This window comes from Streptomyces sp. NPDC055099, assembly GCF_053607685.1.
On the sequence record NZ_JBSGUA010000003.1, the window covers coordinates 237,704 to 262,530 of the forward strand.

Annotated in this window: 19 protein-coding genes; 11 read left to right on the forward strand and 8 right to left on the reverse strand. The window is 70.1% G+C overall.

The genetic code is table 11. From position 1 onward, the window contains the following. Window positions 1-13: 13 nt before the first annotated feature. The 9 genes from ACWFRU_RS09000 (at window position 14) to ACWFRU_RS09040 (ending at window position 12,136) form a co-directional block, all read left to right on the forward strand. Window positions 14-961 (forward strand): carbohydrate ABC transporter permease, encoded by a 948-nt coding sequence (locus tag ACWFRU_RS09000; protein WP_453685448.1) that lies wholly within the window; start codon window positions 14-16, stop codon window positions 959-961. Next, window positions 961-1,845 carry a carbohydrate ABC transporter permease gene (locus tag ACWFRU_RS09005; RefSeq protein ID WP_453685449.1) on the forward strand — a complete coding sequence of 295 codons (885 nt, stop codon included), beginning with the start codon at window positions 961-963 and terminating at the stop codon, window positions 1,843-1,845. Before ACWFRU_RS09000 ends, ACWFRU_RS09005 begins: the two co-directional genes overlap by 1 nt. Before the next feature lie 199 nt (window positions 1,846-2,044). Continuing rightward, the gene (locus ACWFRU_RS09010) at window positions 2,045-3,244 is read left to right on the forward strand and encodes an ROK family transcriptional regulator (RefSeq protein ID WP_363209859.1); all 1,200 of its coding nucleotides are present in this window, start codon (window positions 2,045-2,047) and stop codon (window positions 3,242-3,244) included. A 120-nt stretch (window positions 3,245-3,364) separates the two neighbouring features. Beyond that, the gene (locus tag ACWFRU_RS09015) at window positions 3,365-4,483 is read left to right on the forward strand and encodes a sugar ABC transporter substrate-binding protein (protein WP_453685450.1); all 1,119 of its coding nucleotides are present in this window, start codon (window positions 3,365-3,367) and stop codon (window positions 4,481-4,483) included. 236 nt (window positions 4,484-4,719) lie between these two features. After that, window positions 4,720-5,508 (forward strand): ATP-binding cassette domain-containing protein, encoded by a 789-nt coding sequence (locus ACWFRU_RS09020; RefSeq protein ID WP_363209857.1) that lies wholly within the window; start codon window positions 4,720-4,722, stop codon window positions 5,506-5,508. Continuing rightward, complete coding sequence (locus ACWFRU_RS09025) at window positions 5,505-6,797, forward strand: sugar ABC transporter permease (RefSeq protein WP_453685451.1); 1,293 nt, start codon at window positions 5,505-5,507, stop codon at window positions 6,795-6,797. Before ACWFRU_RS09020 ends, ACWFRU_RS09025 begins: the two co-directional genes overlap by 4 nt. Before the next feature lie 201 nt (window positions 6,798-6,998). Continuing rightward, complete coding sequence (dxs, locus tag ACWFRU_RS09030; RefSeq protein WP_453685452.1) at window positions 6,999-8,933, forward strand: 1-deoxy-D-xylulose-5-phosphate synthase; 1,935 nt, start codon at window positions 6,999-7,001, stop codon at window positions 8,931-8,933. Window positions 8,934-9,079: 146 nt separating this feature from the next. Beyond that, entirely contained in the window at window positions 9,080-10,573 is a 1,494-nt protein-coding gene (locus tag ACWFRU_RS09035; RefSeq protein WP_453685453.1) for an amino acid permease, read from the forward strand. A gap of 84 nt (window positions 10,574-10,657) precedes the next feature. Then, window positions 10,658-12,136 (forward strand): ArnT family glycosyltransferase, encoded by a 1,479-nt coding sequence (locus ACWFRU_RS09040; RefSeq protein WP_453685454.1) that lies wholly within the window; start codon window positions 10,658-10,660, stop codon window positions 12,134-12,136. Window positions 12,137-12,167: 31 nt separating this feature from the next. Here ACWFRU_RS09040 and ACWFRU_RS09045 read toward each other — a convergent pair whose 3' ends face one another. Then, a complete protein-coding gene (locus tag ACWFRU_RS09045; protein WP_453685455.1) occupies window positions 12,168-12,539 on the reverse strand; it encodes an NTP pyrophosphohydrolase in 372 nt (123 codons plus the stop codon). A 79-nt stretch (window positions 12,540-12,618) separates the two neighbouring features. Between ACWFRU_RS09045 and ACWFRU_RS09050 the strand changes: the two genes are divergently transcribed. Further along, the gene (locus ACWFRU_RS09050) at window positions 12,619-13,740 is read left to right on the forward strand and encodes a hypothetical protein (protein WP_453685456.1); all 1,122 of its coding nucleotides are present in this window, start codon (window positions 12,619-12,621) and stop codon (window positions 13,738-13,740) included. Window positions 13,741-13,813: 73 nt separating this feature from the next. Here ACWFRU_RS09050 and ACWFRU_RS09055 read toward each other — a convergent pair whose 3' ends face one another. The 5 genes from ACWFRU_RS09055 to ACWFRU_RS09075 form a co-directional block, all read right to left on the reverse strand. Beyond that, complete coding sequence (locus tag ACWFRU_RS09055) at window positions 13,814-15,955, reverse strand: 3-hydroxyacyl-CoA dehydrogenase NAD-binding domain-containing protein (RefSeq protein ID WP_453685457.1); 2,142 nt, start codon at window positions 15,953-15,955, stop codon at window positions 13,814-13,816. Beyond that, entirely contained in the window at window positions 15,952-17,178 is a 1,227-nt protein-coding gene (locus ACWFRU_RS09060; protein ID WP_453685458.1) for a thiolase family protein, read from the reverse strand. The genes ACWFRU_RS09055 and ACWFRU_RS09060 overlap by 4 nt, the downstream gene beginning before the upstream one ends. 907 nt (window positions 17,179-18,085) lie before the next feature. Beyond that, complete coding sequence (locus ACWFRU_RS09065; protein WP_453685459.1) at window positions 18,086-19,357, reverse strand: HRDC domain-containing protein; 1,272 nt, start codon at window positions 19,355-19,357, stop codon at window positions 18,086-18,088. A 78-nt stretch (window positions 19,358-19,435) separates the two neighbouring features. Then, a complete protein-coding gene (locus tag ACWFRU_RS09070) occupies window positions 19,436-20,098 on the reverse strand; it encodes a response regulator transcription factor (protein WP_160507754.1) in 663 nt (220 codons plus the stop codon). A gap of 315 nt (window positions 20,099-20,413) precedes the next feature. Beyond that, entirely contained in the window at window positions 20,414-21,082 is a 669-nt protein-coding gene (locus ACWFRU_RS09075; protein WP_453685460.1) for a DUF3000 domain-containing protein, read from the reverse strand. A 122-nt stretch (window positions 21,083-21,204) separates the two neighbouring features. Between ACWFRU_RS09075 and hemE the strand changes: the two genes are divergently transcribed. Further along, on the forward strand, window positions 21,205-22,278 hold the full coding sequence (gene hemE, locus ACWFRU_RS09080; RefSeq protein WP_453685461.1) for a uroporphyrinogen decarboxylase: 1,074 nt from the start codon (window positions 21,205-21,207) through the stop codon (window positions 22,276-22,278). Window positions 22,279-22,420: 142 nt separating this feature from the next. On the opposite strand, the gene ACWFRU_RS09085 is transcribed toward hemE, so the two are convergent. Both ACWFRU_RS09085 and ACWFRU_RS09090 read right to left on the reverse strand, forming a co-directional pair. Continuing rightward, window positions 22,421-23,803 (reverse strand): FAD-dependent oxidoreductase, encoded by a 1,383-nt coding sequence (locus tag ACWFRU_RS09085; RefSeq protein ID WP_453685462.1) that lies wholly within the window; start codon window positions 23,801-23,803, stop codon window positions 22,421-22,423. A gap of 37 nt (window positions 23,804-23,840) precedes the next feature. Continuing rightward, on the reverse strand, window positions 23,841-24,815 hold the full coding sequence (locus ACWFRU_RS09090) for a DUF4349 domain-containing protein (RefSeq protein ID WP_453685463.1): 975 nt from the start codon (window positions 24,813-24,815) through the stop codon (window positions 23,841-23,843). Window positions 24,816-24,827: the final 12 nt, after the last annotated feature.

Genomic DNA, 24,827 nt, shown 5'->3' on the forward strand with positions numbered 1-24,827 from the left:
ACAAGGAGTCGTCGTGTCACTGAAGGCCCCTCCGCCCCCGGCCGACGCCGGCCGGGGACGGAGCGGGCGCGCACCCAGGCCGGTGAGCCGTCGCAGCGGCATCGCCCGGCTCGGCCCGCTGCCCTGGATAGCGCCCGTCATCCTGCTGATCCTCGCCGTGGTCATCTGGCCGGTCGTCGAGCTGATCCGCACCTCGTTCCTCAACATCTCCATCGCCGGCATCGTGCGCGGCAGCGCGGGGACCGACAAGTACAAGAAGCTCTTCGAGGAGAGCGACTTCGGGGCGGTCCTGCTCTGGACGGTCATCTGGACCGTCGTCGTCGTGAGCGTGACGATGCTGCTCTCGCTGGCCCTCGCCCAGCTCTTCAACCAGAAGTTCCCCGGCCGCACCGTCACCCGCTGGGCGCTCATCGCGCCCTGGGCGGCATCCGTCCTGATGACCGCCATCGGCTTCAAGTGGATGCTCAACCAGACGGCGGGCGTGCTCAACACGCTGATGCTGGACCTCGGCCTCATCGACAAGTCGAAGGACTGGCTGGGCGAACCGGAGACGGCCTGGCCCTGGATGATGGCCGTCGCGATCTTCGTGTCGCTGCCCTTCACCACGTACACGCTGCTCGCCGGTCTGCAGACCATCCCGCACGAGGTCTACGAAGCCTCGCGGATCGACGGGGCGAGCCCCTGGCAGACGTACCGGCACATCACGCTGCCGATGCTGCGGCCCGCGTTCCTGGTCGGCGTGGTCATCAACCTCATCAACGTCTTCAACTCCTTCCCGATCATCTGGGCCATGACGCAGGGCGGTCCCGGCTATGACACCTCCACGACCATGGTGTTCATGTACAAGCTGAAGGAGACCGACATCGGTGAATCCGCCGCCATGTCCGTGGTCAACTTCGCGATGGTCGTCGTGCTCGTGCTGATCTTCCTGAAGGTCAGCCGATGGAACGAGGAGGACTGATGGCCACCGCGACCCAGACCCGCGCGGGGTCCCCGAAGAGTCCCGCGCCCCGGCCCAAGGCCAAGCGCACGTTCCGGCCGCGCACCCTGGTCATCACCGTGGTCGCCTGGGCGCTCGCGGCGATCTTCCTGGCCCCGTACCTGGAGATGGTGATCACCGCGCTCCGGCCCAAGGAGGAGCTGCGGGACCGGACGTATCTGCCGCAGAACCTGGAGTGGTCGAACTTCATCGAGGTCTGGAAGGAGTCGGAGCTCGGCCAGAACCTGCAGGTGACCCTCCTCGTGGCGGGCGGGGCGACGCTCCTGGTGCTCCTGGTCTCGCTGCCCGCCGCGTACTACACGGCGCGCATGCGCTACCGCGGGCGCAAGGCCTTCCTGCTCCTGGTCCTGGTCACCCAGATGTTCCAGCCCACCGCCCTCCTGGTCGGTCTCTACCGCGAGTTCCACCAGCTGGACATGCTCAACTCGGTCTGGACGCTGATCATCACGAACGCGGCGTTCAACCTCGCGTTCGCGGTGTGGATCCTGACGGCCTACATCGGCTCCATCCCCAAGGAGCTGGAGGAGGCGGCCATGGTGGACGGCACCAGCCGCTTCGGCGCCATGGTGAAGGTGACGCTGCCGCTCGCGCTGCCGGGCGTGGTGACCGCGGTGATCTTCACCTTCATCACCTCGTGGAACGAGTTCGTGATGGGCCTCACGCTCACCACCGAGCCCGACAAGCAGCCGCTGACCGTCGGCATCAACAACTTCATCGGCGCCTACACCGTGGAGTGGAACTACCTCTTCGCGGCCTCCGTGGTGGCGATCGTGCCGGTCATCGTGCTGTTCGCCTTCATCGAACGGCACGTCGTCTCGGGTCTCACCGCGGGCTCGGTCAAGTAACGGATCGGCCCTCTCAGGCCGGGTCTGGGTGGTTTGGGGTGCATCCTCGCCACTTGGACCCGGCCTGTCCGGCTGTTCAAGAGTGCCGATTTGGGTCAAGGACTTGACTGCGCCAACCCGTTCAGCAGAGCTTGGAGTTCACAACTTGTACGGGCAGCGAGGTCGCTGTTACGTCATACGGAAAAGGGTGGCTGAGTCAATGGAGACTCCGGGGTCGCAGTCGTCGCTGCACCGGGCCAATCTCGAGCGGGTCGTACGTGCCGTACGGCTCGCCGGATCGCTCACTCAGGCGGAGATCGCCAGGACGACGGGACTGTCCGCGGCCACGGTCTCCAACATCGTCCGGGAGCTCAAGGACGGCGGAACGGTCGAGGTCACGCCCACCTCGGCAGGCGGCCGCAGGGCCCGCAGCGTCTCGCTCAGCGGCGACGCGGGCATCGTCATCGGCGTGGACTTCGGTCATACGCACCTGCGCGTGGCGGTGGGGAACCTCGCCCACCAGGTGCTCGCCGAGGAGTCCGAGCCGCTGGACGTGGACGCGTCGGCCGCACAGGGCTTCGACCGCGCCGAACAGCTGGTCAGCAGGCTGATCGGGGTGACCGGTGTGGACCGCGCGAAGATCGCGGGCATCGGCCTCGGCGTGCCGGGGCCCATCGACGTGGAGTCCGGGACGCTCGGCTCGACGTCGATCCTGCCGGGCTGGACCGGCACCAAGCCCGCGGAGGAGCTCAAGGACCGCCTCGGCGTCCCGGTGCACGTCGACAACGACGCCAACCTCGGCGCGCTCGGCGAGCTGGTCTGGGGCAGCGGCCGCGGGGTCAAGGACCTGGCGTACATCAAGGTCGCGAGCGGCGTCGGCGCCGGTCTGGTGATCAGCGGGCGGATCTACCGGGGTCCCGGCGGAACCGCCGGCGAGATCGGGCACATCACCCTGGACGAGTCGGGTCCGGTCTGCCGCTGCGGCAACCGCGGCTGCCTGGAGACCTTCGCGGCGGCCCGCTATGTGCTGCCGCTGCTCCAGTCCAGCCACGGCACCGAGCTGACCATGGAGCGCGTGGTGGCCCTGGCGCGCGAGGGCGATCCCGGCTGCCGTCGGGTGATCGCCGACGTCGGACGTCACATCGGCAGCGGTGTGGCGAACCTCTGCAACCTCCTGAACCCGAGCAGGGTCGTCCTCGGCGGCGACCTCGCGGAGGCCGGTGAGCTGGTCCTGGGGCCCATCAGGGAGTCCGTGGGGCGCTACGCGATCCCCAGCGCCGCCCGGCAGCTCTCCGTCCTTCCTGGGGCCCTGGGCGGCCGCGCGGAGGTGCTCGGGGCGCTGGCTCTCGCACTCAGCGAGATGGGCGATTCGACCCTTTTGGACGGCTCTCTGCCCGCCACCGCACCTGCCTTCACTTAGATAACGCATGGCACCGTTGTCATCTCGTTAAGGATTTACTCCTTGACGCTGGTGTGGCGGCCGAGTTGACTTCGAGCCACCTCGGCCGCAACGACGCGGCCACGTCAGGGAGGTTCCCGAATGAACACGCGTATGCGTCGTGCCGCCGTTGCCGTTGCCGCCACCACCATGGCCGTCACCCTTGCTGCCTGTGGCAGCGCCAAGGAGTCCGGCGGTGACAAGGATGAAGCGGGCTCCGGCTCGAAGAAGGGCGACGCGCTGAACATAGGTCTGCTCCTGCCGGAGAACCAGACCGCGCGTTACGAGAAGTTCGACAAGCCGCTGATCGAGAAGCACATCAAGGAGCTGACCGACGGCAAGGCCAAGGTCACCTACGCCAACGCCAAGCAGGACGCGACCGTACAGAACCAGCAGGCCGACACCATGATCACCAACAAGGTGGACGTGCTGATCGTCGACGCGGTGGACTCCAAGGCCATCGCCGGTTCGGTCAAGAAGGCCAAGGACGCGGGCATCCCGGTCGTGGCGTACGACCGCCTCGCCGAAGGCCCCATCGACGCGTACACCTCCTTCGACAACGAAGAGGTCGGCCGCGTCCAGGGCAAGGCCCTCCTCGAGGCCCTCGGGGACAAGGCCAAGGGCGGCCAGATCGTGATGATGAACGGCGCGATCACCGACCCGAACGCCAAGCTCTTCAAGAAGGGCGCCGAGTCGGTGCTCAAGGGCAAGGTCAAGGTCGGCAAGTCGTACGACACCAAGGAGTGGAAGCCGGAGAACGCCAACGCCAACATGGAGGGCGCGATCTCGGCCCTCGGCAAGGGCAAGATCGACGGCGTCTACTCCGCGAACGACGGCATGGCGGGCGGCATCATCACCGCCCTCAAGGCCGCCGGCATCAGCAAGCTCCCGCCGGTCACCGGTCAGGACGCCGAACTCGCCGGTGTGCAGCGCATCGTCGCGGGCGAGCAGTTCATGAGCGTCTACAAGTCCTACCCGGCGGAGGCCAAGGTCGCCGCGGAGATGGCCGTCGCACTCGGCAAGGGCGAGAAGCTCGACTCGATCGCCAAGACGACCGTCGACAGCCCCACCGCCAAGGACGTTCCCACCGTGCTCGTGCCGGTCGTCTCGCTGACCGACAAGAACATCAAGGAGACCGTCATCAAGGACGGCATCTACACCGTCGACGAGATCTGCACGGCCAAGTACAAGGCCGACTGCGGCAAGATCGGTCTGAAGTAAGTCCGCTTTGAGGTAAGTCCCCGCTTCCTCCCGGGACTTCACCGCCATTGAGGCCCTGTCCGGCGCCTCGTTCCAACAGCCCCGCAGCTCTAGGCGGGGCGCCGGACAGAAACGCGCTCCAGTCGCGCACCGGCCTTTTCGGTCATTCCGTTCTCGCGTTCTTCTCGCTCTTCTCGTTCTTCTCGTTCTTCTCGTTCTCTTCTGTTCAACCTCCCGCCGGTCAGGCGGCGAAGGAGATGGTTCACGTGTCCGCTACGCCCGTGTTGGCGTTGCGCGGGGTCTCCAAGCGATTCGGTGCCGTCCAGGCGCTCACCGACGTCGAGCTTGAGGTCCACGCCGGTGAGGTGGTCGCCCTGGTCGGCGACAACGGCGCAGGAAAGTCCACGCTGGTCAAAACGATCGCCGGCGTGCATCCCATCGATGACGGCGTCATCGAGTGGGAGAGCAAGGCCGTATCGATCAACAAGCCGCACGACGCCCAGAACCTGGGCATCGCGACCGTCTACCAGGACCTCGCGCTGTGCGACAACATCGACGTCGTCGGCAACCTCTACCTCGGTCGTGAGCTGCGCAGGCGCGGCGTGCTCAACGAGGTCGAGATGGAGCGCCGCGCCCGCGAGCTCCTCACCACGCTGTCGATCCGCATACCCAGCGTCCGCATCCCGATCGCCTCGCTCTCCGGCGGTCAGCGCCAGACGGTGGCGATCGCCCGCTCGATGCTCGGCGAGCCCAAGCTCGTCATCCTCGACGAGCCCACCGCCGCACTCGGCGTGGAGCAGACCGCCCAGGTCCTCGACCTGGTGGAGCGGCTGCGCGAGCGTGGCCACGCGGTCATTCTCATCAGCCACAACATGGCGGACGTCAAGGCCGTCGCGGACAAGGTGGCGGTGCTCCGGCTCGGCCGGAACAACGGCGTCTTCGACGTGAAGTCCACCTCGCAGGAAGAGATCATCTCCGCCATCACGGGCGCCACGGACAATGCCGTGACCCGTCGCGCGGCGCGCAATGGGGAGGCCCAGAAGTGAGCAGCATCGACAAGACCTCCACGCCGGACGACGCACCCGTCGACGCCCCGGCGGCCGCTGCCGACGCCGTCACCGCGGTGGACCCGCGCCTCCTCGTCCGCGAGCAGGGCTTCGCGGGCTACATCACCGAGTTCAAGCGCAAGATGCGCGCCGGTGACCTGGGCTCCATCCCGGTCGTCGCGGGCCTCGTCATCATCTGGGCGATCTTCGCCTCGATGAACTCGCGCTTCATGACCGCGGAGAACCTCAGCAACATCTCCGTGGCCATGGTCGGCACCGGCATGATCGCCGTCGGCATCGTCTTCGTGCTGCTGCTCGGCGAGATCGACCTGTCGGTCGGCTCGGTCAGCGGTGTCGCGGGCGCGGTCGCCGCCGTGCTCGCCGTCACGCACGGCGCGCCCGAGTGGATCGCGCTGATCGTCGCCATCCTCTCCGGCACCGTGATCGGCACCATCCACGGCTTCTTCTTCGCGCGCATCGGCGCCCCGGCGTTCGCCGTCACCCTGGCCGGCCTGCTGTTCTGGCAGGGCTTCATGCTCCAGATCCTGGGTGACAACGGCACCATCAACCTGGACTCCGAAGGCCTGATCGCCAAGCTGACCTCGTACTACTTCACGGACGTCGCCGCGGCCTACGGCCTCGCGATCGTCGCGGTCGTGGCCTTCTTCCTCTCCTCCTTCCTGGACAGCCGCCGCCGCGAGGCGGCCGGTGTCCCGTCCAGGCCGCTGAGCGAGATCATCGTCCGTACCGTGGTCCTGGCCGTGGTGGCCTTCGCCGCCGCGATCATGTTCAACCAGTACAAGGGCCTGCCCCTCGCCCTGGTGCTCTTCCTGGTGGTCCTGGTCGGCACCGACTTCGTGCTGCGCCGCACCGGCTACGGCCGCAAGGTCTTCGCCCTCGGCGGCAGCGTCGAGGCGTCCCGCCGCGCGGGCATCAACGTCACCCTGATCCGTACGTCGGTCTACGCGATCGCCGGTACGTTCGCGGCGGCGGGCGGCCTCTTCATGGCCTCCAAGATCGCCGCGGCCAACCAGGGCGCCGGCACCGGTGACCTCCTGATGAACGCCATCGCGGCGGCCGTCATCGGTGGCACCAGCCTCTTCGGCGGCCGCGGCCGCACCTGGAACGCCCTCCTGGGTGTCATGGTCATCACCTCGATCCAGTACGGCCTGGCGCTCGAAGGCATCGCGACGCCGGTCCAGTACATGATCACCGGTGGCGTACTGCTCGCCACGGTCGTGATCGACTCCGTGACGCGCAAGACCCAGAAGACGGCAGGCCGCGCCTGACCTGCCAGAACCCAGAGCAGAGCTGCCCGGCACCGCAAAGGAGCGGTGCCGGGCAGCTCTCTGTGCGGGGTCCAAACACCGCCGATCGCGTGATGCGGAACTCACGGCCCGGACGCCGTCCGCGACGGCGGAACATTAGACTCAACAGGCCCGGCAACAATCCGGTCAACGCTTGAACAGCTCTACTGCAAGGAGGCACGGGTGCCGCTGCTGACCCGCATCAGGGGACCGCGCGATCTGGACCGGCTCAGCCCGGAGGAGCTGAACCAGCTGGCCGGCGAGATCCGCGCCTTCCTCGTCGACGCAGTGTCCAAGACCGGCGGCCACCTCGGCCCCAACCTCGGCGTGGTCGAGCTCACGATCGCCATGCACCGGGTCTTCGACTCACCGCAGGACAAGGTGCTCTTCGACACCGGCCACCAGAGCTACGTGCACAAGCTGCTCACCGGCCGCCAGGACTTCGCCAAGCTGCGCACCAAGGGCGGCATCTCCGGCTACCCCTCGCGCGCCGAGTCCGACCACGACGTGATCGAGAACTCGCACGCCTCGACGGTCCTCGGCTGGGCCGACGGCCTCGCCAAGGCCAACGAGGTGCGGGGCAAGGACGACCACGTCGTCGCCGTCATCGGTGACGGCGCGCTCACCGGCGGCATGGCCTGGGAGGCGCTGAACAACATCGCCGCCGCCAAGGACCGCCCCCTGGTGATCGTCGTCAACGACAACGAGCGTTCGTACGCCCCGACCATCGGCGGCCTCGCGAACCACCTGGCGACCCTGCGCACCACCGACGGCTACGAACGCTTCCTGGCCCGCGGCAAGGACCTCCTGGAGCGCACCCCGGTCGTCGGCAGGCCCCTGTACGAGACGCTGCACGGCGCGAAGAAGGGCCTGAAGGACTTCATCGCCCCGCAGGGCATGTTCGAGGACCTCGGCCTGAAGTACGTCGGCCCGATCGACGGCCACGACATCGAGGCCCTGGAGTCCGCCCTGGTGCGCGCCAAGCGCTTCGGCGGCCCGGTCATCGTGCACTGCATCACCGAGAAGGGCCGCGGCTACAAACCCGCCGAGGAGGACGAGGCCGACCACTTCCACGGCATCGGCCCCATCCACCCCGACACCGGTCTGCCCATCGCGGCGGGCGGCATGGACTGGACGTCCGTCTTCGGCGAGGAGATGGTCAAGCTCGGCCACGAGCGCGAGGACATCGTCGCCATCACGGCCGCCATGCTCCAGCCGGTCGGCCTGCAGAAGTTCGCCAAGGCGTTCCCCGACCGGGTCTACGACGTCGGCATCGCCGAGCAGCACGCCGCGGTCAGCGCCGCGGGCCTGGCCACCGGCGGCCTGCACCCCGTCTTCGCGGTGTACGCGACGTTCCTCAACCGCGCCTTCGACCAGCTCCTGATGGACGTGGCCCTGCACAAGTGCGGCGTCACCTTCGTCCTGGACCGGGCGGGCGTCACGGGCACGGACGGCGCCTCGCACAACGGCATGTGGGACATGTCGATCCTGCAGTGCGTGCCGACCCTGCGCATCGCCGCCCCGCGCGACGCCGACCAGGTCCGCCTGCAGCTGCGCGAGGCCGTCGAGGTCCACGACGCCCCGACCGTCGTGCGCTACTCCAAGGGCGCGGTCGGCCCGGCGGTCAAGGCCGTCGGCAAGGTCGGCGGCATGGACGTCCTGCGCAAGGCGGGCACCAACCGGCCCGACGTGCTGCTCGTCTCCGTGGGCGCGCTCGCGCCGATGTGCCTGGAGATCGCCGACCTCCTGAACAAGCAGGGCATCACGACGACGGTCGTCGACCCCCGCTGGGTCAAGCCCGTCGACGAGGCGCTCGCCCCGCTCGCCGAGCAGCACCGCGTGGTCGTCACCGTCGAGGACAACTCCCGCGCCGGCGGCGTCGGCTCGGCCGTCTCCCAGGCCCTGCGCGACGCCGGCGTCGACGTACCGCTGCGTGACTTCGGCATCCCGCCGCGCTTCCTGGACCACGCCTCGCGCAAGGAGGTCATGGCCGAGATCGGGCTCACCGCCCCGGACATCTCCCGCCAGGTCACCGGTCTGGTCGCCAAGCTGGACGGCCGGTTCGAGCGCACGGCCGCCGTGGACTCCGTCGAAGCCGGGGAGCCCGCGCGCGACTGACGTCAACGAGCACCGCCGATGGGCCGGTTCCGACACCCTGTACGGGTGGTGGAACCGGCCCATTCGCGTGAATAGGCTCGCGCCACGGCCTACGGGGTACTCGCCCTCTCGATCATGTCGAGGACGACAAGCGTGGAGGTACGTCCGTGGCAAGCAGCCTTTTCAGAACGAAGAGCATCGAGCAGTCCATCCAGGACACCGAGGAGCCGGAGCACGCGCTCAAGAAGTCGCTGTCCGCCCTCGACCTCACGGTCTTCGGTGTCGGCGTCGTCATCGGCACCGGCATCTTCGTGCTGACCGGGGCGGTGGCCAAGGAGACCGCGGGGCCCGCCACCGCGATCGCCTTCGCCGTCGCCGGTGTCGTCTGCGCCCTCGCGGCGCTCTGCTACGCGGAGTTCGCCTCCACCGTGCCGGTGGCCGGATCGGCGTACACCTTCTCGTACGCCTCGCTCGGTGAGCTGCCCGCCTGGACCATCGGCTGGGACCTTGTGCTCGAATTCGCGCTCGGCACGGCGGTGGTCGCCGTCGGCTGGTCCGGTTATGTGCGCTCGCTGATGGACAACGCGGGCTGGGAGCTGCCCGCGGCGCTCTCCGGACCCGATGCGGCCGAGGGCTTCAGCTTCGACATCCTCGCCACCGCGCTGGTGCTGGTCCTCACGGTCGTCCTCGTCCTCGGCATGAAGCTGTCCGCGCGCGTCACCACGGTGATCGTCGCCATCAAGGTGGCCGTCGTCCTCATCGTGATCATCGCGGGCGCCTTCTTCATCGACACCGACAACTACAAGCCCTTCATCCCCAAGGCGGAGGCGGTGACCGCGGGCAACAGCATCGATTCCCCGCTCATCCAGCTGATGTTCGGCTACGAGCCCACCAACTTCGGCGTCCTCGGCATCTTCACGGCGGCCTCCATCGTCTTCTTCGCCTTCATCGGCTTCGACATCGTGGCGACCGCGGCCGAGGAGACCAAGCTGCCCCAGCGGGACATGCCGCGCGGCATCCTCGGGTCGCTCTTCATCTGCACGATCCTGTACGTCGCCGTGTCGATCGTCGTCACGGGCATGCAGCACTACAGCGAACTCTCCGTGGACGCCCCGCTGGCCGATGCCTTCAAGGCCACCGGGCACCCCTTCTACGGCGGTGTGATCAGCTTCGGCGCCGCCGTCGGCCTCACCACCGTCTGCATGATCCTGCTGCTCGGCCAGACCCGCGTCTTCTTCGCGATGAGCCGCGACGGACTGCTGCCCCGGTTCTTCTCCCACGTCCACCCGAAGTACCGCACGCCGCACCGCCCGACCATCCTGCTCGGCGTCCTCATCGCGATCCTCGCGGGCTTCACCAGCCTCGACGAACTCGCCGAGCTGGTGAACATCGGCACCCTCTTCGCCTTCGTCGTGGTCGCCCTGAGCGTCATCATCCTGCGCCGCACCCGCCCCGACCTGCCCCGCGCCTTCCGTACCCCGCTGGTGCCGCTGGTGCCCATCCTCTCGGTGGCGGCCTCGGTGTGGCTGATGCTGAACCTGCCCGCCGAGACCTGGCTGCGGTTCGGCATCTGGATGGCGCTCGGCTTCGTCGTGTACTTCGTGTACGGGCGCACGCACAGCCGGCTCGGCAAGCAGCAGTCCACCGGTGACGTCCGGTAATCGCACCGGTCGACTTCCGGCCAATCGTCCGGCCCCGTATGTCCCGTTCCGACGGGAACTGCGGGGCCGGATAGCGTGCACCTCATGCTCGCCGAGCCCTCCGCATCACCACGCTCCGTACACGGGCCGCGGCTGCCCCGCCCGCGCACGGAGCGAACCCCCACGCCGTACTGGCCGCGCCTGCTGCCACTCCTCGCCGCACTGGCCTGCGTCACCCGCGCCCCCTCCTTCCGGTGGCCGCTGTGGAGCCCGGACGAGGGTTATCTCGCCGTCCAGGCAAGGATGTTGGCCGACGGGGGAGAGCTCTACGAAACCGTCGTCGACCGCAAGCCACCGCTCGTCCCCTGGCTGTACGAGGCGGCGTTCGCGCTCTTCGGCGACGCGACGCTGCTCCCGCTGAAAGTGCTCGCGGTCGCGGCCCAGCTCCTGACCGCCGTCCTCCTCGTCTGTGTCGCGAGGCGCCGCTGGGGCGACGGCGCGGGCCGTACGGCGGGCGTGCTCTACCTTCTCGTCTCCGTCGGCCTGAACCCCGAGGACGTCCAGGCGGCGACCTTCGAGGTCTTCATGCTGCCGTGCACCGCGGCCGCCCTCTGGTGCGCGGACCGGCGCCGCTGGGGAGCGGCGGGCGCCGCGGTGGCCTGCGCGTTCCTGGTCAAGCAGACCGGGGGAGCGGTCCTGGTGCCGGTGGTGTGGCTGCTGTGGCAGGCGGGCGGCGCCCGAAGGGACCTGCTGCGCCTGGGGATCGGGCTGTGCGGTCCCGTCCTTGCGGTGGCCGCGGTCACGGACCCCGCGGGGTTCCTGTTCTGGACGGTGACGGGGTCGGGGGCCTACGCATCCTTCACCGGCTCCGAACTCCACGTGCTCTTCCGCGGGTTGACCAACGCGGCGATCCTCGCCGCGGCCTGCGCCGGGATCATCCCGCCCGTCCTGCGGGTCCTGCGCATCGCCCGCACCGGCTCGACGGAGCTGTGGCTCTGGCTCGCCTCATCGGCGGGAGCCGTCCTCGTCGGCTTCCACTTCTTCGGCCACTACTACCTGCAACTGACGCCGCCCCTCGCCCTGTTGGGCACGGCGGCGCTCCAGATCCTGCCCCGCGAGCGCACCCTGACGGCGGTCTCGGTCTCGGCGGGGGCGTGCGCGCTCTTCCTGACCTGGGGAATGCTGGCGCCGCGCCCCGAACTGGCGCACGCCACGCGCCTCGCGGAGACCGTACGGGCGCTGACGTCACCCCAGGACAGGGTGCTGTTCTGGGGGATACACCCGGAGGCGTACTGGCTCGCCGACCGCCCGCCCGCGAGCCGCTACCTCACGGCGGGGCTGCTCACCAACTACAGCGGGGGCAGGAACGGGCCGCAGGTGGGCGAGAGATACGCCGTCGAGGGCTCGTGGAAGGTCTTCCGCCGGGAACTGGCCGACCACCCACCGGCGATCGTCGTCGACGACTCCCGGGGCAAGCCCTTCGCCCCGGAGAGGATGCCGTCCCTGCGGCGCGTCCTGGCCGTCGGGTACGAGCCGGTGGCGCGGGTGGGGGGAGCGGTGGTGTACGTACGGGGCGAGCGATGACGGCGGCGGGCGCGAGGCAGCCGCGGAGAGGTCAACCGTCGCGTACCGTCCGGGGGCCCACGGACTCCGCGCCCCACTCGCCCACCCTGCGCCGCAACTCGCGGTCGGCCGTGACCACCACGCACGGGCGGCCCTCGGCCTCGGCGGCCAGTTCCACGATGCGGTCGTCGCCGCTGCCGGGCGCGGGGACCACGCGTACGCCCTCGACGGACTCGACGCCCCGGGCGGCGCCCTCGACGACGAGCACGACGTCCAGCGGCCCCGGATGCCCCGCGATGCCCTCGTCGGCGTACGCGACGAGGCGGTCTCGCAGCCGCTCGGCGGCCCCGTGCCGGTCGCGCCACCAGCCGTCGGGCACCGAGCCGACGACGTTGGCGGCGTCCACGACGAGGAGAGTTCTCATGGCGCCACCCTGGCACACCGCAAACGTAGACTGATCGAGCCGGAGAAACGCACGCCCACAGGAAGGTCCGCGCCGAGTCATGCCGCAGAGGTCCGCCCCCAGACCCGAGCGGGAATCCTCCCGCCCGACGGCCTTTGCCGCCGTCCACGTGGCGAGCGGCACCCTCGCGACCGCCCGTTGGCTGCTGCGCGGCAAGGACGGCAGGCTCACCGCCTACGCCCGCTCGGCGGACGGCCTGCTGCGCTGGACGGAGACCCGCCCCGGCGGCCCCGACTGGACGGGCCCCGACCTGTTCGAGACGCCGGACCTGACCCACCTGACCCTGGCCCAGGGCGTCGACGGGTACGTCCACTTCATTGCCCTGCGCAAGGTGCCCAAGGACGGCGGCGGCACGGAGGTGGACGTCGTGCACGCCGTCCAGTACCAGTCGGGCCGCCCGCTCATGGACTGGCGCTCGCTCGGCAACCCGCACACCAAGATGGTCGAGCGCGCCCCGCACCTCGGCGCCCCGACCGCCGCCGTGGACGCCTCCGGCACGGTCCACGTCTTCGTGCGCGACGCGGTGAACAGCGTCCGGCTGCGGCGCGAGGGCAAGGGCGGCAAGTGGGAGGGCTGGAAGGACTTCAAGGTCCGCGAGGTCCTGGACGGCATCACGGCGCTGGCCACCTCCACCGGCCGCGTGGAGGTCTTCGGACCGGCCGAGAACAAGACGCTGCACTGGACCCAGGAGAAGCAGGGCGCGGAGTTCCAGCGCACCGACGACATCCCGCTGCCCCCGGCCCCCGGCTCGGGCACGGCCCTGGAGACGGCCCCGGACCGCCTCACGTACTACGCCACCGACGTCCGCGGCCGGGGTGTCCTCGCGCACCGCTCGGACGACGAGGAGGCGCGACCGCTCGGCGGAGCCCCGGAGCCGGGCCCCACGGCCGCCCTGCGCGCGACGATAGAGGGCCACGACTGCACGGTCCTCGCCCACCGGGGCGCCGACGGCCGCCCGGTCATCGCGGCCTACCCCACCCAGGACGAACAGGCGGGCGCGTGGTGGGCCGCCACCGGCGAACCCTGCCTGGGCTCCCCGGCGTTGGCGCTGGACGCGCAAGGCCGCGTGGTCATGGCGACCATCGGCCTCGACGGAACCCTGCGGCTCGCGCGGCAGAAGGCGGAGTCGGGGCTCGCGCTCGGCGCGTGGACGCGCGTGTAGCCGTACGACCGCCACAACGGGCGATGCCCGGCCGTCCTTTCGGGCGGCCGGGCATCGCCCGTATGCGGAGGTGTTACGCGGGCACGCTGGCCACGCCCGGCGCCAGGAACCGCTTGCCGGTGACGCGCTCGCTGACACCCTCACGGTCCAGGTACGGCGTGATGCCGCCCAGGTGGAAGGGCCAGCCGGCGCCGGTGATCAGGCACAGGTCGATGTCCTGCGCCTCGGCGACGACACCCTCGTCGAGCATGAGGCCGATCTCCTGCGCCACGGCGTCGAGCACGCGGTCGCGGGTCTGCTCCTCGGTCAGGACGGTGTCGCCCTGCTTGAGGAGAGCGGCGACCTCCGGGTCCAGCTCCGGCTTGCCGGAGTCGTAGACGTAGAAGCCGCGCTTGCCGGCCTTGACGACCGCCGCGAGGTTCGGCGAGACCGTGAAGCGCTCCGGGAAGGCGCGGTTCAGGGTCTCCGACACGTGCAGACCGATGGCGGGGCCGACCAGCTCCAGGAGCACCAGCGGCGACATCGGCAGACCGAGCGGCTCGACGGCCTTCTCGGCGACGGCGACCGGGGTGCCCTCGTCGATGACGTTCTGGATCTCGCCCATGAAGCGGGTGAGGATGCGGTTCACGACGAACGCCGGGGCGTCCTTCACCAGGACCGCGGTCTTCTTCAGCTTCTTGGCGACACCGAAGGCCGTGGCAAGCGAGGCGTCGTCCGTCTGCTCGCCGCGCACGATCTCCAGGAGCGGGAGGATCGCGACGGGGTTGAAGAAGTGGAAGCCGACGACCCGCTCGGGGTGCTTCAGCTTCGACGCCATCTCGGAGACGGACAGCGAAGAGGTGTTGGTGGCGAGGATGGCGTGCGCCGGAGCGACGGCCTCCACCTCCGCGAACACCTGCTGCTTGACGCCGATCTCCTCGAAGACGGCCTCGATGATGAAGTCGGCGTCGGAGAAGCCCTCGGCCTTGTCGAGCACGCCGGAGACGAGCCCCTTCAGGCGGTTCGCCTTGTCCTGGTTGACGCGGCCCTTGAGGAGGAGCTTGTCGATCTCCTCGTGGACGTAGCCCACGCCCTTGTCGACGCGCGCCTGGTCGATGTCGGTCAGCACGACCGGCACCTCAAGGCGGCGCAGGAAGAGCAGCGCGAGCTGCGAGGCCATCAGACCGGCACCGACGACGCCGACCTTGGTGACCGGACGCGCAAGGTTCTTGTCGGGCGCACCCGCAGGCCGCTTCGCGCGCTTCTGCACGAGGTTGAACGCATAGATGCCACTGCGCAGTTCGCCCCCCATGATGAGGTCGGCGAGCGCGACATCCTCCGCGTCGAAGCCCTTCTGCAGGTCACCGTCCTTGGCGGCCTCGATGATCTCCAGGGCGCGGTAGGCGGCCGGGGCGGCGCCGTGCACCTTGGAGTCCGCGATGCCACGGCCACGGGCCACAGCGGCGTCCCAGGCCTCGCCGCGGTCGATCTCGGGGCGCTCCACCGTGAGCGAGCCGTTGAGGACGGAGGCCGTCCAGAGCAGCGACTGCTCCAGGAAGTCCGCGCCCTCGAAGAGCGCGTCGGCGATGCCGAGCTCGAAGACCTGCTTGCCCTTGAGCTGACGGTTCTGGTTCAGCGAGTTCTCGATGATGACCGAGACGGCCTTGTCGGCACCGATCAGGTTCGGAAGCAGCGCGCAGCCGCCCCAGCCCGGTACGAGACCGAGGAAGACCTCGGGCAGCGAGAAGGCCGGGAGCGCCTTGGAGACGGTGCGGTACGAGCAGTGCAGACCGACCTCGACGCCACCGCCCATCGCGGCACCGTTGTAGTACGCGAAGGACGGAACAGCGAGTCCGGAGAGCCGCTTGAAGACCTCGTGGCCGCCCTTGCCGATGGCGAGCGCGTCCTCGTGCCGCTTCAGGATCTCGACGCCCTTGAGGTCGGCGCCGACGGCGAAGATGAACGGCTTGCCGGTGACACCGACACCGACGATCGTGCCCTCGGCCGCCTCCTTCTCGACCTGGTCGATCGCGGCGTTCAGGTTCGCGAGCGAGCCCGGGCCGAAGGTGGTCGGCTTGGTGTGGTCGAAGCCGTTGTCCAGCGTGATGAGCGCGAAGCGCCCGGCGCCGGCCGGCAGGTCGAGGTGGCGTACGTGCGCCTGCGTGACGACCTCGTCCGGGAACAGCTCGGCCGCGCCCTTCAGAAGCTCCGTGGTGGAGCTGGTGGAGCTGCTCACTTGTCGCCTCCGGCGTCCTTGTGGTTCGGGTTCTCCCAGATGACGGTGGCGCCCATGCCGAAGCCGACGCACATCGTCGTCAGGCCGTAGCGGACGTCCGGCTGCTCCTCGAACTGCCGCGCCAGCTGCGTCATCAGACGCACGCCGGAGGAGGCGAGGGGGTGGCCGTACGCGATGGCGCCGCCGTACTGGTTCACGCGCGCGTCGTCGTCGGCGATGCCGTAGTGCTCCAGGAAGGCGAGCACCTGCACGGCGAAGGCCTCATTGATCTCGAAGAGACCGATGTCGGAGATGGAGAGCCCGGCCTGAGCGAGGGCCTTCTCCGTGGCCGGGATAGGCCCGTAGCCCATGACCTCAGGCTCAACACCCGCGAAGGCGTACGAGACAAGCCGCATCTTGACCGGGAGGTTGTTCTCCCGGGCGAAGTCCTCGGAGGCGATGATCGACGCGGTGGCGCCGTCGTTGAGGCCCGCGGCGTTACCGGCGGTGACGCGGCCGTGCGTACGGAACGGCGTCTTCAGCCCGGCGAGGCTCTCCAGGGTCGTACCCGGCCGCATCGGCTCGTCGGCGGTGGCGAGCCCCCACCCGGTCTCACCGGCTTCCTCGTTGGTCCGCCGTACGGAGACGGGCACGAGGTCCTGCTGGATCTTGCCGTTGGCGTACGCCTTGGCGGCCTTCTCCTGCGAGCGCACGGCGTACTCGTCGGCGCGCTGCTTGGTGATCGTGGGGTAGCGGTCGTGCAGGTTCTCGGCGGTCATGCCCATGAAGAGGGCGGACTCGTCGACGAGCTTTTCGCTCACGAACCGCGGGTTCGGGTCGACGCCCTCGCCCATGGGGTGGCGGCCCATGTGCTCGACGCCACCGGCGATGACGGCGTCGTACGCGCCGAACGCGATGGAGCCGGCGGTGGCGGTCACCGCGGTCAGGGCACCCGCACACATGCGGTCGATGGAGTACCCGGGCACGGACTGCGGAAGCCCGGCCAAGATCCCCGCCGTGCGGCCCAGCGTCAGACCCTGGTCGCCGATCTGCGTGGTCGCGGCGATGGCGACCTCGTCGATCTTGGCGGGGTCGAGGGCCGGGTTGCGGCGAAGGAGCTCCCGGATGGCCTTGACGACGAGGTCATCCGCACGGGTCTCGTGGTAGATGCCCTTCGGGCCCGCCTTGCCGAACGGGGTGCGGACGCCATCAACGAAGACGACGTCCCTGACGGTACGAGGCACGATGGCTCTCCTCCAGGGTGCGGGTGCGCCTGCCGGCGCGCTTCCACACCCCATGCTACTTGCCGGTAACTATGCGGCCAAGAGCTGCCGCGCGCTGCTACGGGGTTGCGAAGGTCACACTTGGGGCGGGGGCGGGGGTCCCGCGTGGCCGCTACGGGGGCTTCGGTCGGCCGGTGGCTTCGGTGGGCGCCGGGGGCCATCCGGTGTCGCGAGGTTGGTGGTTCCGGCCCGGGCGTCAAGGGCGCTCCTACGTCGCGTAGGCCCCGATGCGCCACGAGCCCTCCCGATGCACGACCCACCGACCCTCCCGATGCGCCCCGTGCCCTTCCGATGCACCACGGGCGCGGATTGCAATGAAGTCCCACGAACCGCGCCCTCAGGCCTCCTTCTCGCGGGACTTTGCTGCATCCCGCACCCTCCGTAACCCACCTGGCGACTGGCTGATGGGCTGACGCGAGAGTCTCCGGCGAGAGATCGTGACGAGGTGGTTGGCGAGAGGTCCGCGAAGGGGGCAACGCAACCAGGATGGGACGGGTCCGAGAGACACCCGCTCGACGAGACCCTCACCCGCTCCCGGGCCGACCGCGCACCCTGCCACCCCCGGGTCACCCCCGACGAGCCAGTCCGCACCCGCTTGACGAGACCAGCACCCATCCCCGGGCGGCCGCGCACCTCCCCGCCCCCGGGTGCCCTCAACGAGCCAGTCCGCAGTCGCTTGACGAGACCGGCACCCCTCCCCGGAGCAGCCGCGCACCCCTCCACCCCCGGCCACCCCCAACGAACCAGTCCGCACCCGGCACGCATACCCCACCCAGATGACGGCCCCCGGCGCCCACCAAAGCCACCGGTCGACCGAAGCCCCCGTAACGGCCACGCGGCACCCCGGCCACCCCACCCCCACCCCAGCTCAAGCCGAAGTAAGTGCCGTCACCAGCGCCGGGGTCACCTGGGTGATTTGCCACCGCCGGGCGCCGTGTGCGGCCAAGGCCTCGGCCACCGACTCCGGGTCCACCTGCGCCGGTGGCTCCCAGCAGACGCGGCGGACCGTGTCCGGAGTGATCAGGTTCTCTTGGGGCATGTTCAGCTCCTCCGCCAGGGCGGAGACCGCCGCCCGCGCCGCGGAGAGGCGGGCCGCGGCGGCCGGGTCGCGGTCCGCCCAGGAGCGGGGCGGCGGGGGCCCGGAAACGGCCGCTCCGGGCTGCGGAAGCTCGGAGTCGGGCAGGGCCCTGGCCCGGTCCACCGCGGCCTGCCACTGCTCGAGCTGACGGCGCCCCATGCGATGCCCGAAGCCGGTGAGCCCGGAGAGCGCGTGCACGTTGGGCGGAAGCCCCAGCGCCGCCTCCACGATCGCACCGTCACTGAGCACCTTGCCGGGCGACACGTCACGCCGCTGGGCCACCTTGTCGCGGGCGGTCCACAGTTCCCGTACGACCGCCATCTGGCGACGGCGCCGTACCTTGTGCATGCCCGACGTACGCCGCCAGGGATCGACCCGCGGCGGCGCCGGCGGCGCGGAGGAGATCGCGTCGAACTCCTCGCGGGCCCACTCCAGCTTCCCCTGCCGGTCGAGCTCCTTCTCCAGCGCGTCGCGCAGGTCCACGAGCAGCTCGACGTCCAGCGCCGCGTAGCGAAGCCAGGGGTCGGGCAGCGGCCGCGTCGACCAGTCGACCGCCGAGTGGCCCTTCTCCAGGACGAAGCCGAGCACGCCCTCGACCATCGCGCCGAGGCCGACCCGGGGGAATCCCGCGAGGCGCCCGGCGAGCTCCGTGTCGAAGATGCTGGTGGGGATCATGCCTATTTCGCGGAGGCAGGGCAGATCCTGCGTGGCCGCGTGGAGGACCCACTCGGCCCCGGAGATCGCCTCGCCGAGCCCCGACAGATCGGGGCACGCGACAGGGTCGATCAACGTACTGCCCGCGCCCTCCCTGCGCAGCTGCACGAGATAGGCACGCTGGCCGTACCGATAGCCGGACGCGCGTTCGGCGTCCACGGCCACGGGGCCACTGCCTGCCGCGAACGCGGCGATCACCTCTGCGAGGGCGGTCTCGTCGGCGACCACCGGGGGGATGCCATCACGCGGCTCGTCCAAAGGGATCGGCGCCGTTTCGACGTCGTCCGGAGGGCCGCCTCCGGTGGTTCGCAGTGAGCTGTCTGCTGCGGTCTCTTGGGCGTCGGTCACCTGTCAAGGGTATCTGTGTATGCACAGCGCCCGTCGACGGAACGTTCCGTCGACGGGCGCGCGAGGGGTGTAAATGAGTCAGTGGATGATTCCGGTGCGCAGGGCCACCGCCACCATCCCGGCGCGGTCACCCGTGCCGAGCTTGCGCGCGATGCGGGCGAGGTGACTCTTCACGGTCAGGGCGGAGAGCCCCATCGAGACACCGATGGCCTTGTTCGACTGACCCTCCGCGACGAGGCGGAGAACCTCCACCTCACGGCCGGACAGCTCTCGGTAGCCACCGGGGTGGCTGGGTGCGCCCGGCGGGCGGCGGTGCATTCGGGCGGCGGCCGAGCCGATGGGCGCGGCGCCGGGGCGGGTGGGGAGACCGACGTTGTTGCGGGTGCCGGTGACGACGTAGCCCTTGACGCCGCCCGCGAGGGCGTTGCGTACGGCACCGATGTCATCGGCTGCGGAGAGGGCGAGGCCGTTCGGCCAGCCCGCAGCGCGGGTTTCCGATAGGAGCGTCAGGCCGGAGCCGTCGGGGAGGTGGACGTCTGCGACGCAGATGTCCCGGGGGTTGCCGATGCGGGGACGAGCCTCCGCGATCGACGAGGCCTCGATCACGTCGCGTACACCGAGGGCCCACAGGTGGCGGGTGACGGTGGAGCGGACGCGCGGGTCGGCCACGACGACCATGGCGGTCGGCTTGTTCGGGCGGTAGGCGACCAGGCTTGCGGGCTGCTCGAGGAGAACGGACACCAGGCCTCCTGGGGTGCGGGACTGAACCGGCTCGGGGATGAAGCCGGGACGAACCGTGCTTTCAAGGTCACCAACCTCTTCGGCATCAAACCCGTCCGCCTTTAGAGAATGATCACGATTTGGTGAGTAACAATTCGGGCGATTCGGACATGCGATCGATCATCCGAAGATCAACCCGAATCGCAGTCGTTCAGAATCGCTCATCCGCGTGATCGTCCGGTGTCCGTCCAGAACCCGTTCGGGGCCGTTCGGTGTTGTTCGGGGCTGCTCTAGGTGTTGTTCGGGGGCACTCGAGAAAAAACGCCCCGCCGCCCGTCAAGGCGTCTGCGGCCCCCGCCGCTGCGGCAGCGACACCACGGAGCCGTCGCCTCCGTGCCCCTGGTTCACCGGCGGCAGCCCCGCGATCTGGCAGAGCAGATCGCACCACGCCGCGAGATGCGCCGCCGTGTCCGGCACCCCGCCGTGCCCCTCGCGCGGCGTCCACGACGCCCGGATCTCGATCTGCGACGCGGGCGGCCGCTCGGCGAGACCGCCGAAGTAGTGCGAGCCCGCACGCGTGACGGTGCCGCTCGGCTCGCCGCAGGCCAGACCGCGCGCCTGCAGCGCGCCCGTCAGCCAGGACCAGCAGACCTCGGGGAGCAGCGGATCCGCCGCCATCTCCGGTTCCAGCTCCGCGCGGACGAGCGTGACGAGGCGGAAGGTGCCCTGCCAGGCGTCGTGCCCCGCCGGATCGTGCAGCAGGACGAGCCGTCCGTCCGCCAGATCCTCGTCGTCCTCGACCACCGCCGCCTCCAGGGCGTACGCATGCGGGGCGAGGCGCTGTGGCGGCCGCGTCGGGTCGATCTCGATCTCGGGCCGAAGCCGTGCCCCCCGCAGCGCGTCGACCGCCGCGCGAAAGGGCAACGGAGCCGAATCCGCCACCTTCCCCTCCGTACTTTCCATCTCGCCAGCGCCGTCCGACCGTTGTCCCTGAGCCGCAGCCATGCGGGGAAGATTAAGGGGAACGGCGGCTTCGCGCAGGGAGAGACACCCGTGAGAGGGGCCCCGGTCAAGGCAGGGTGTCCCTCGGGGCAGGGGGGCGCGCGGGCCCGTGCGAGACTTTCCGCGTGAGTGCCAACAACAGTCAGAGCCCCGCGGGCCAGCAGAATGCAGCGACGTACGACTCCGCTTTCATGAAGGCCTGCAGGCGTGAGCCCGTGCCGCACACGCCGGTCTGGTTCATGCGGCAGGCGGGGCGCTCACTTCCCGAGTACCGCAAGGTGCGCGAGGGCACGGCCATGCTGGAGTCCTGCATGATGCCGGAGCTGGTCACGGAGATCACGCTGCAGCCGGTGCGCCGCCACAAGGTCGACGCGGCGATCTACTTCAGCGACATCGTGGTCCCCCTCAAGGCCATCGGCGTCGACCTGGACATCAAGCCGGGCATCGGCCCGGTCGTCGCGAACCCCATCCGCTCGCGCGCCGACCTCGCCCAGCTGCGGGACCTGACGCCGGACGACGTGAGTTACGTGACCGAGGCGATGGGCATGCTGACGGCCGAGCTGGGGTCCACCCCGCTCATCGGATTCGCCGGAGCGCCTTTCACCCTCGCGAGTTACCTGGTCGAGGGCGGTCCGAGCCGCAACCACGAGAACACCAAGGCGCTCATGTACGGCGACCCGCAGCTGTGGGCCGACCTGCTCGACCGGCTCGCGGAGATCACCGGCGCCTTCCTCAAGGTGCAGATCGAGGCGGGCGCGAGCGCCGTGCAGCTCTTCGACTCGTGGGTGGGCGCGCTGGCCCCCGCCGACTACCGCCGCTCCGTGATGCCCGCGTCGCGGAAGGTCTTCGACGCGGTGGCCCCGTACGGCGTCCCGCGCATCCACTTCGGTGTCGGTACGGGCGAGCTGCTCGGTCTGATGGGCGAGGCGGGCGCCGACGTGGTCGGCGTCGACTGGCGCGTGCCGATGGACGAGGCCGTACGGCGGGTCGGTCCCGGCAAGGCGCTGCAGGGCAACCTCGACCCGGCGGTCCTCTTCTCCACGCGGGAGGCGATCGAGGCCAAGACGGACGAGGTCCTGGACGCCGCGTCCGGTCTCGAAGGGCACATCTTCAACCTCGGCCACGGCGTCCTGCCGACCACGGACCCCGACGCCCTGACGCGGCTCGTGGAGCATGTCCACACGCGGACCGCACGCTGACGAAGTCGTTTCGTGGTCGTTGCGTGAGCGGCCCATAGTCGGCTCGTGGCTGGCTCGTAGTTGGCTGAAAATCTCGCCTGAATGTGATGGGTGAGGAGCGGGGGAGGGGCGTGTCCGCGGTGCGGACCCGCCCCTCGCGGTCCTAGGCCGCCGCCCGCACCGCCGCGACCGCCTTGCGCGCCGCCACCAGGACCGGGTCCCAGACCGGTGAGAACGGCGGGGCGTAGCCGAGGTCGAGCGCCGTCATCTGGTCCACCGTCATCCGGGCCGTCAGGGCCACGGCGGCGATGTCCACGCGCTTGCCCGCGCCCTCGCGGCCGACGATCTGGACGCCGAGCAGCCGTCCCGAGAGGCGCTCGGCGAGCATCTTCACGGTCATCACGGCCGCCCCGGGGTAGTAGCCCGCGCGGCTCGTCGACTCGATGGTCACCGTCACGTACTGCAGTCCCGCCGCCCGCGCCTCCTTCTCGCGCAGACCCGTGCGGGCGATCTCCAGGTCGCAGACCTTGCTGACGGCCGTGCCGACGACACCGGGGAACGTCGCGTAACTCCCGCCCACGTTCGAGCCGATGACCTGGCCGTGCTTGTTGGCGTGCGTGCCGAGCGCGATGTGGCGCTCGCGGCCCGAGACCAGGTCGAGGACCTCGACGCAGTCGCCGCCCGCCCAGATGTTCTCGTGGCCGCGCACCCGCATCGCGAGATCCGTGAGCAGCCCGCCGTACTCGCCGAGCGGAAGACCCGCCGCGCGGGCCAGCTCCGTCTCGGGGCGCACGCCGATGCCGAGCACCACCACGTCCGCCGGATACTCGGCGTCCTCGGTGGCCACCGCCCTGACCCGGCCGTCGTCACCGGTCAGGATCTTGGTGACCTCGGCGCCGTTCACCATCTCGATGCCCATGCCGGACATCGCGTCATGGACGAGGCGGCCCATGTCCGGGTCGAGCGTCGACATCGGCTCCGAGCCACGGTTGACGACCGTCACCTCGTACCGGCGCTGGATCAGGGCCTCGGCCATCTCCACGCCGATGTACCCCGCGCCGATGACGACAGCCCTGCGGCCCTCCGTGCCCGCCAGCGTGTCCAGGAGCGCCTGGCCGTCGTTCAGGGTCTGTACGCCGTGCACGCCGGGGGCGTCGATGCCGGGCAGGGAGGGGCGCACCGGCCGGGCGCCGGTGCCGATCACGAGCTTGTCGTACGCCGTCCAGGACTCGGCCCCGGACTCCAGGTCCCTGGTGCGGACCCGGGCGCCCTCGACGTCGATCTCCATGACCTCCGTACGCATCCGCAGGTCGATGTCGCGGGCCCGGTGCTCCTCGGGCGTACGCGCGATCAGCTCGTCCCGCGAGGGGACGTCGCCGCCGACCCAGTAGGGGATGCCGCAGGCCGAGTACGAGGTGAAGTGGCCGCGCTCGAACGCGACGATCTCCAGCTCCTCCGGGCCCTTGAGCCTGCGTGCCTGCGACGCGGCGGACATGCCCGCCGCGTCGCCCCCGATGATCACCAGTCGTTCCTTCGCGCTCCTCATACGGACACGCTACGACCCGGCGGCAGTTGACGGGCCGCTAGTCGTCGTCGCCCTTGCCCTCGCCCTTCCGCTCCGGGACCGCGGGAGCCGTCGCCACAGCCGGCCGCCGCGCAAGCCGCGGCCGCACCAGGCGCTGCCACAGCAGGAACAGCAGGGCCGCCACCGCCACGAACGGCAGGATCGCGCCGAGGGCCACGGCCACCCACCGCAGCATCGTCACGAAGGCGCTCCAGCCGCCGGCCAGCGCGTCCACGAACGTCGGGTCGTCGTCGTCCGCGTCCGCCTTCTTCACCGCCGTCTCGCTGAGCGAGAGCGTGATGGTGGACATGCTCGTACGGTCCTTGAGCGAGGACTGCCGGGCGAGCAGCGCCTCCAGTTCCGACTGGCGGGAGCTCAACTCCCCTTCCAGCGTGACCACATCGCTCAGCTTGGTCGCCTTGTCCATCAGCTCCCGCACCCGCGCCACGCTCGCCCGCTGCGACTTGATCCGGCTCTCGACGTCGACGACCTGATCGGTCACGTCCTGCGCCTCGGCCTTGCGCTTGATCAGTTTGCCCGTGCCCTCCAGCGACGTCAGGACCTCGTCGTACCGGTCCTGCGGGACACGCAGCACGACGCGGGAGCGCTCGTGTCCGCGGCCGTCGCGGTCCGTGGTCTCGTCGCCGACGACGCCGCCCGCGTCGACGGCCACGGCTCGGGCCTCGTCCAGGGCCTTCGGCACGTCCTTGACGCGGACGGTCAGGGTGGCGGTGCGGATGATGTGCGTGCCGGTCAGCTCGGGCGGCTTCTTCTTGCCGGACTGGTCCGCCTGGCCACCGCCCACCCCCTTGGAGTCCCGGTTTCCGCCCGCGTCGGCCCCCTCCTGGGCGGCGCTGCCCGCCGCCTTGTCGCTGTCGCCGCCGGAGTCGCCGCCCGCGGAGCACCCGGTGAGCGCGAGGGCGACGGCCAGCAGGAGAGCCGACAACGCCTGGACCGTGCGGTGCCTTGACGTGCTTTCGCTGGACGCGTGCATCTCGGCGTACCC

Coding starts and splice junctions, on each gene's coding strand:
- ACWFRU_RS09005 (WP_453685449.1), top strand. CDS start 961: ATGGCCACCGCGACCCAGACCCGCGCGGGGTCCCCGAAGAGTCCCGCG.
- ACWFRU_RS09010 (WP_363209859.1), top strand. CDS start 2,045: ATGGAGACTCCGGGGTCGCAGTCGTCGCTGCACCGGGCCAATCTCGAG.
- ACWFRU_RS09015 (WP_453685450.1), top strand. CDS start 3,365: ATGAACACGCGTATGCGTCGTGCCGCCGTTGCCGTTGCCGCCACCACC.
- ACWFRU_RS09020 (WP_363209857.1), top strand. CDS start 4,720: ATGGTTCACGTGTCCGCTACGCCCGTGTTGGCGTTGCGCGGGGTCTCC.
- ACWFRU_RS09040 (WP_453685454.1), top strand. CDS start 10,658: ATGCTCGCCGAGCCCTCCGCATCACCACGCTCCGTACACGGGCCGCGG.
- ACWFRU_RS09045 (WP_453685455.1), bottom strand. CDS start 12,539: ATGAGAACTCTCCTCGTCGTGGACGCCGCCAACGTCGTCGGCTCGGTG.
- ACWFRU_RS09050 (WP_453685456.1), top strand. CDS start 12,619: ATGCCGCAGAGGTCCGCCCCCAGACCCGAGCGGGAATCCTCCCGCCCG.
- ACWFRU_RS09075 (WP_453685460.1), bottom strand. CDS start 21,082: ATGGCTGCGGCTCAGGGACAACGGTCGGACGGCGCTGGCGAGATGGAA.
- ACWFRU_RS09085 (WP_453685462.1), bottom strand. CDS start 23,803: ATGAGGAGCGCGAAGGAACGACTGGTGATCATCGGGGGCGACGCGGCG.
- ACWFRU_RS09090 (WP_453685463.1), bottom strand. CDS start 24,815: ATGCACGCGTCCAGCGAAAGCACGTCAAGGCACCGCACGGTCCAGGCG.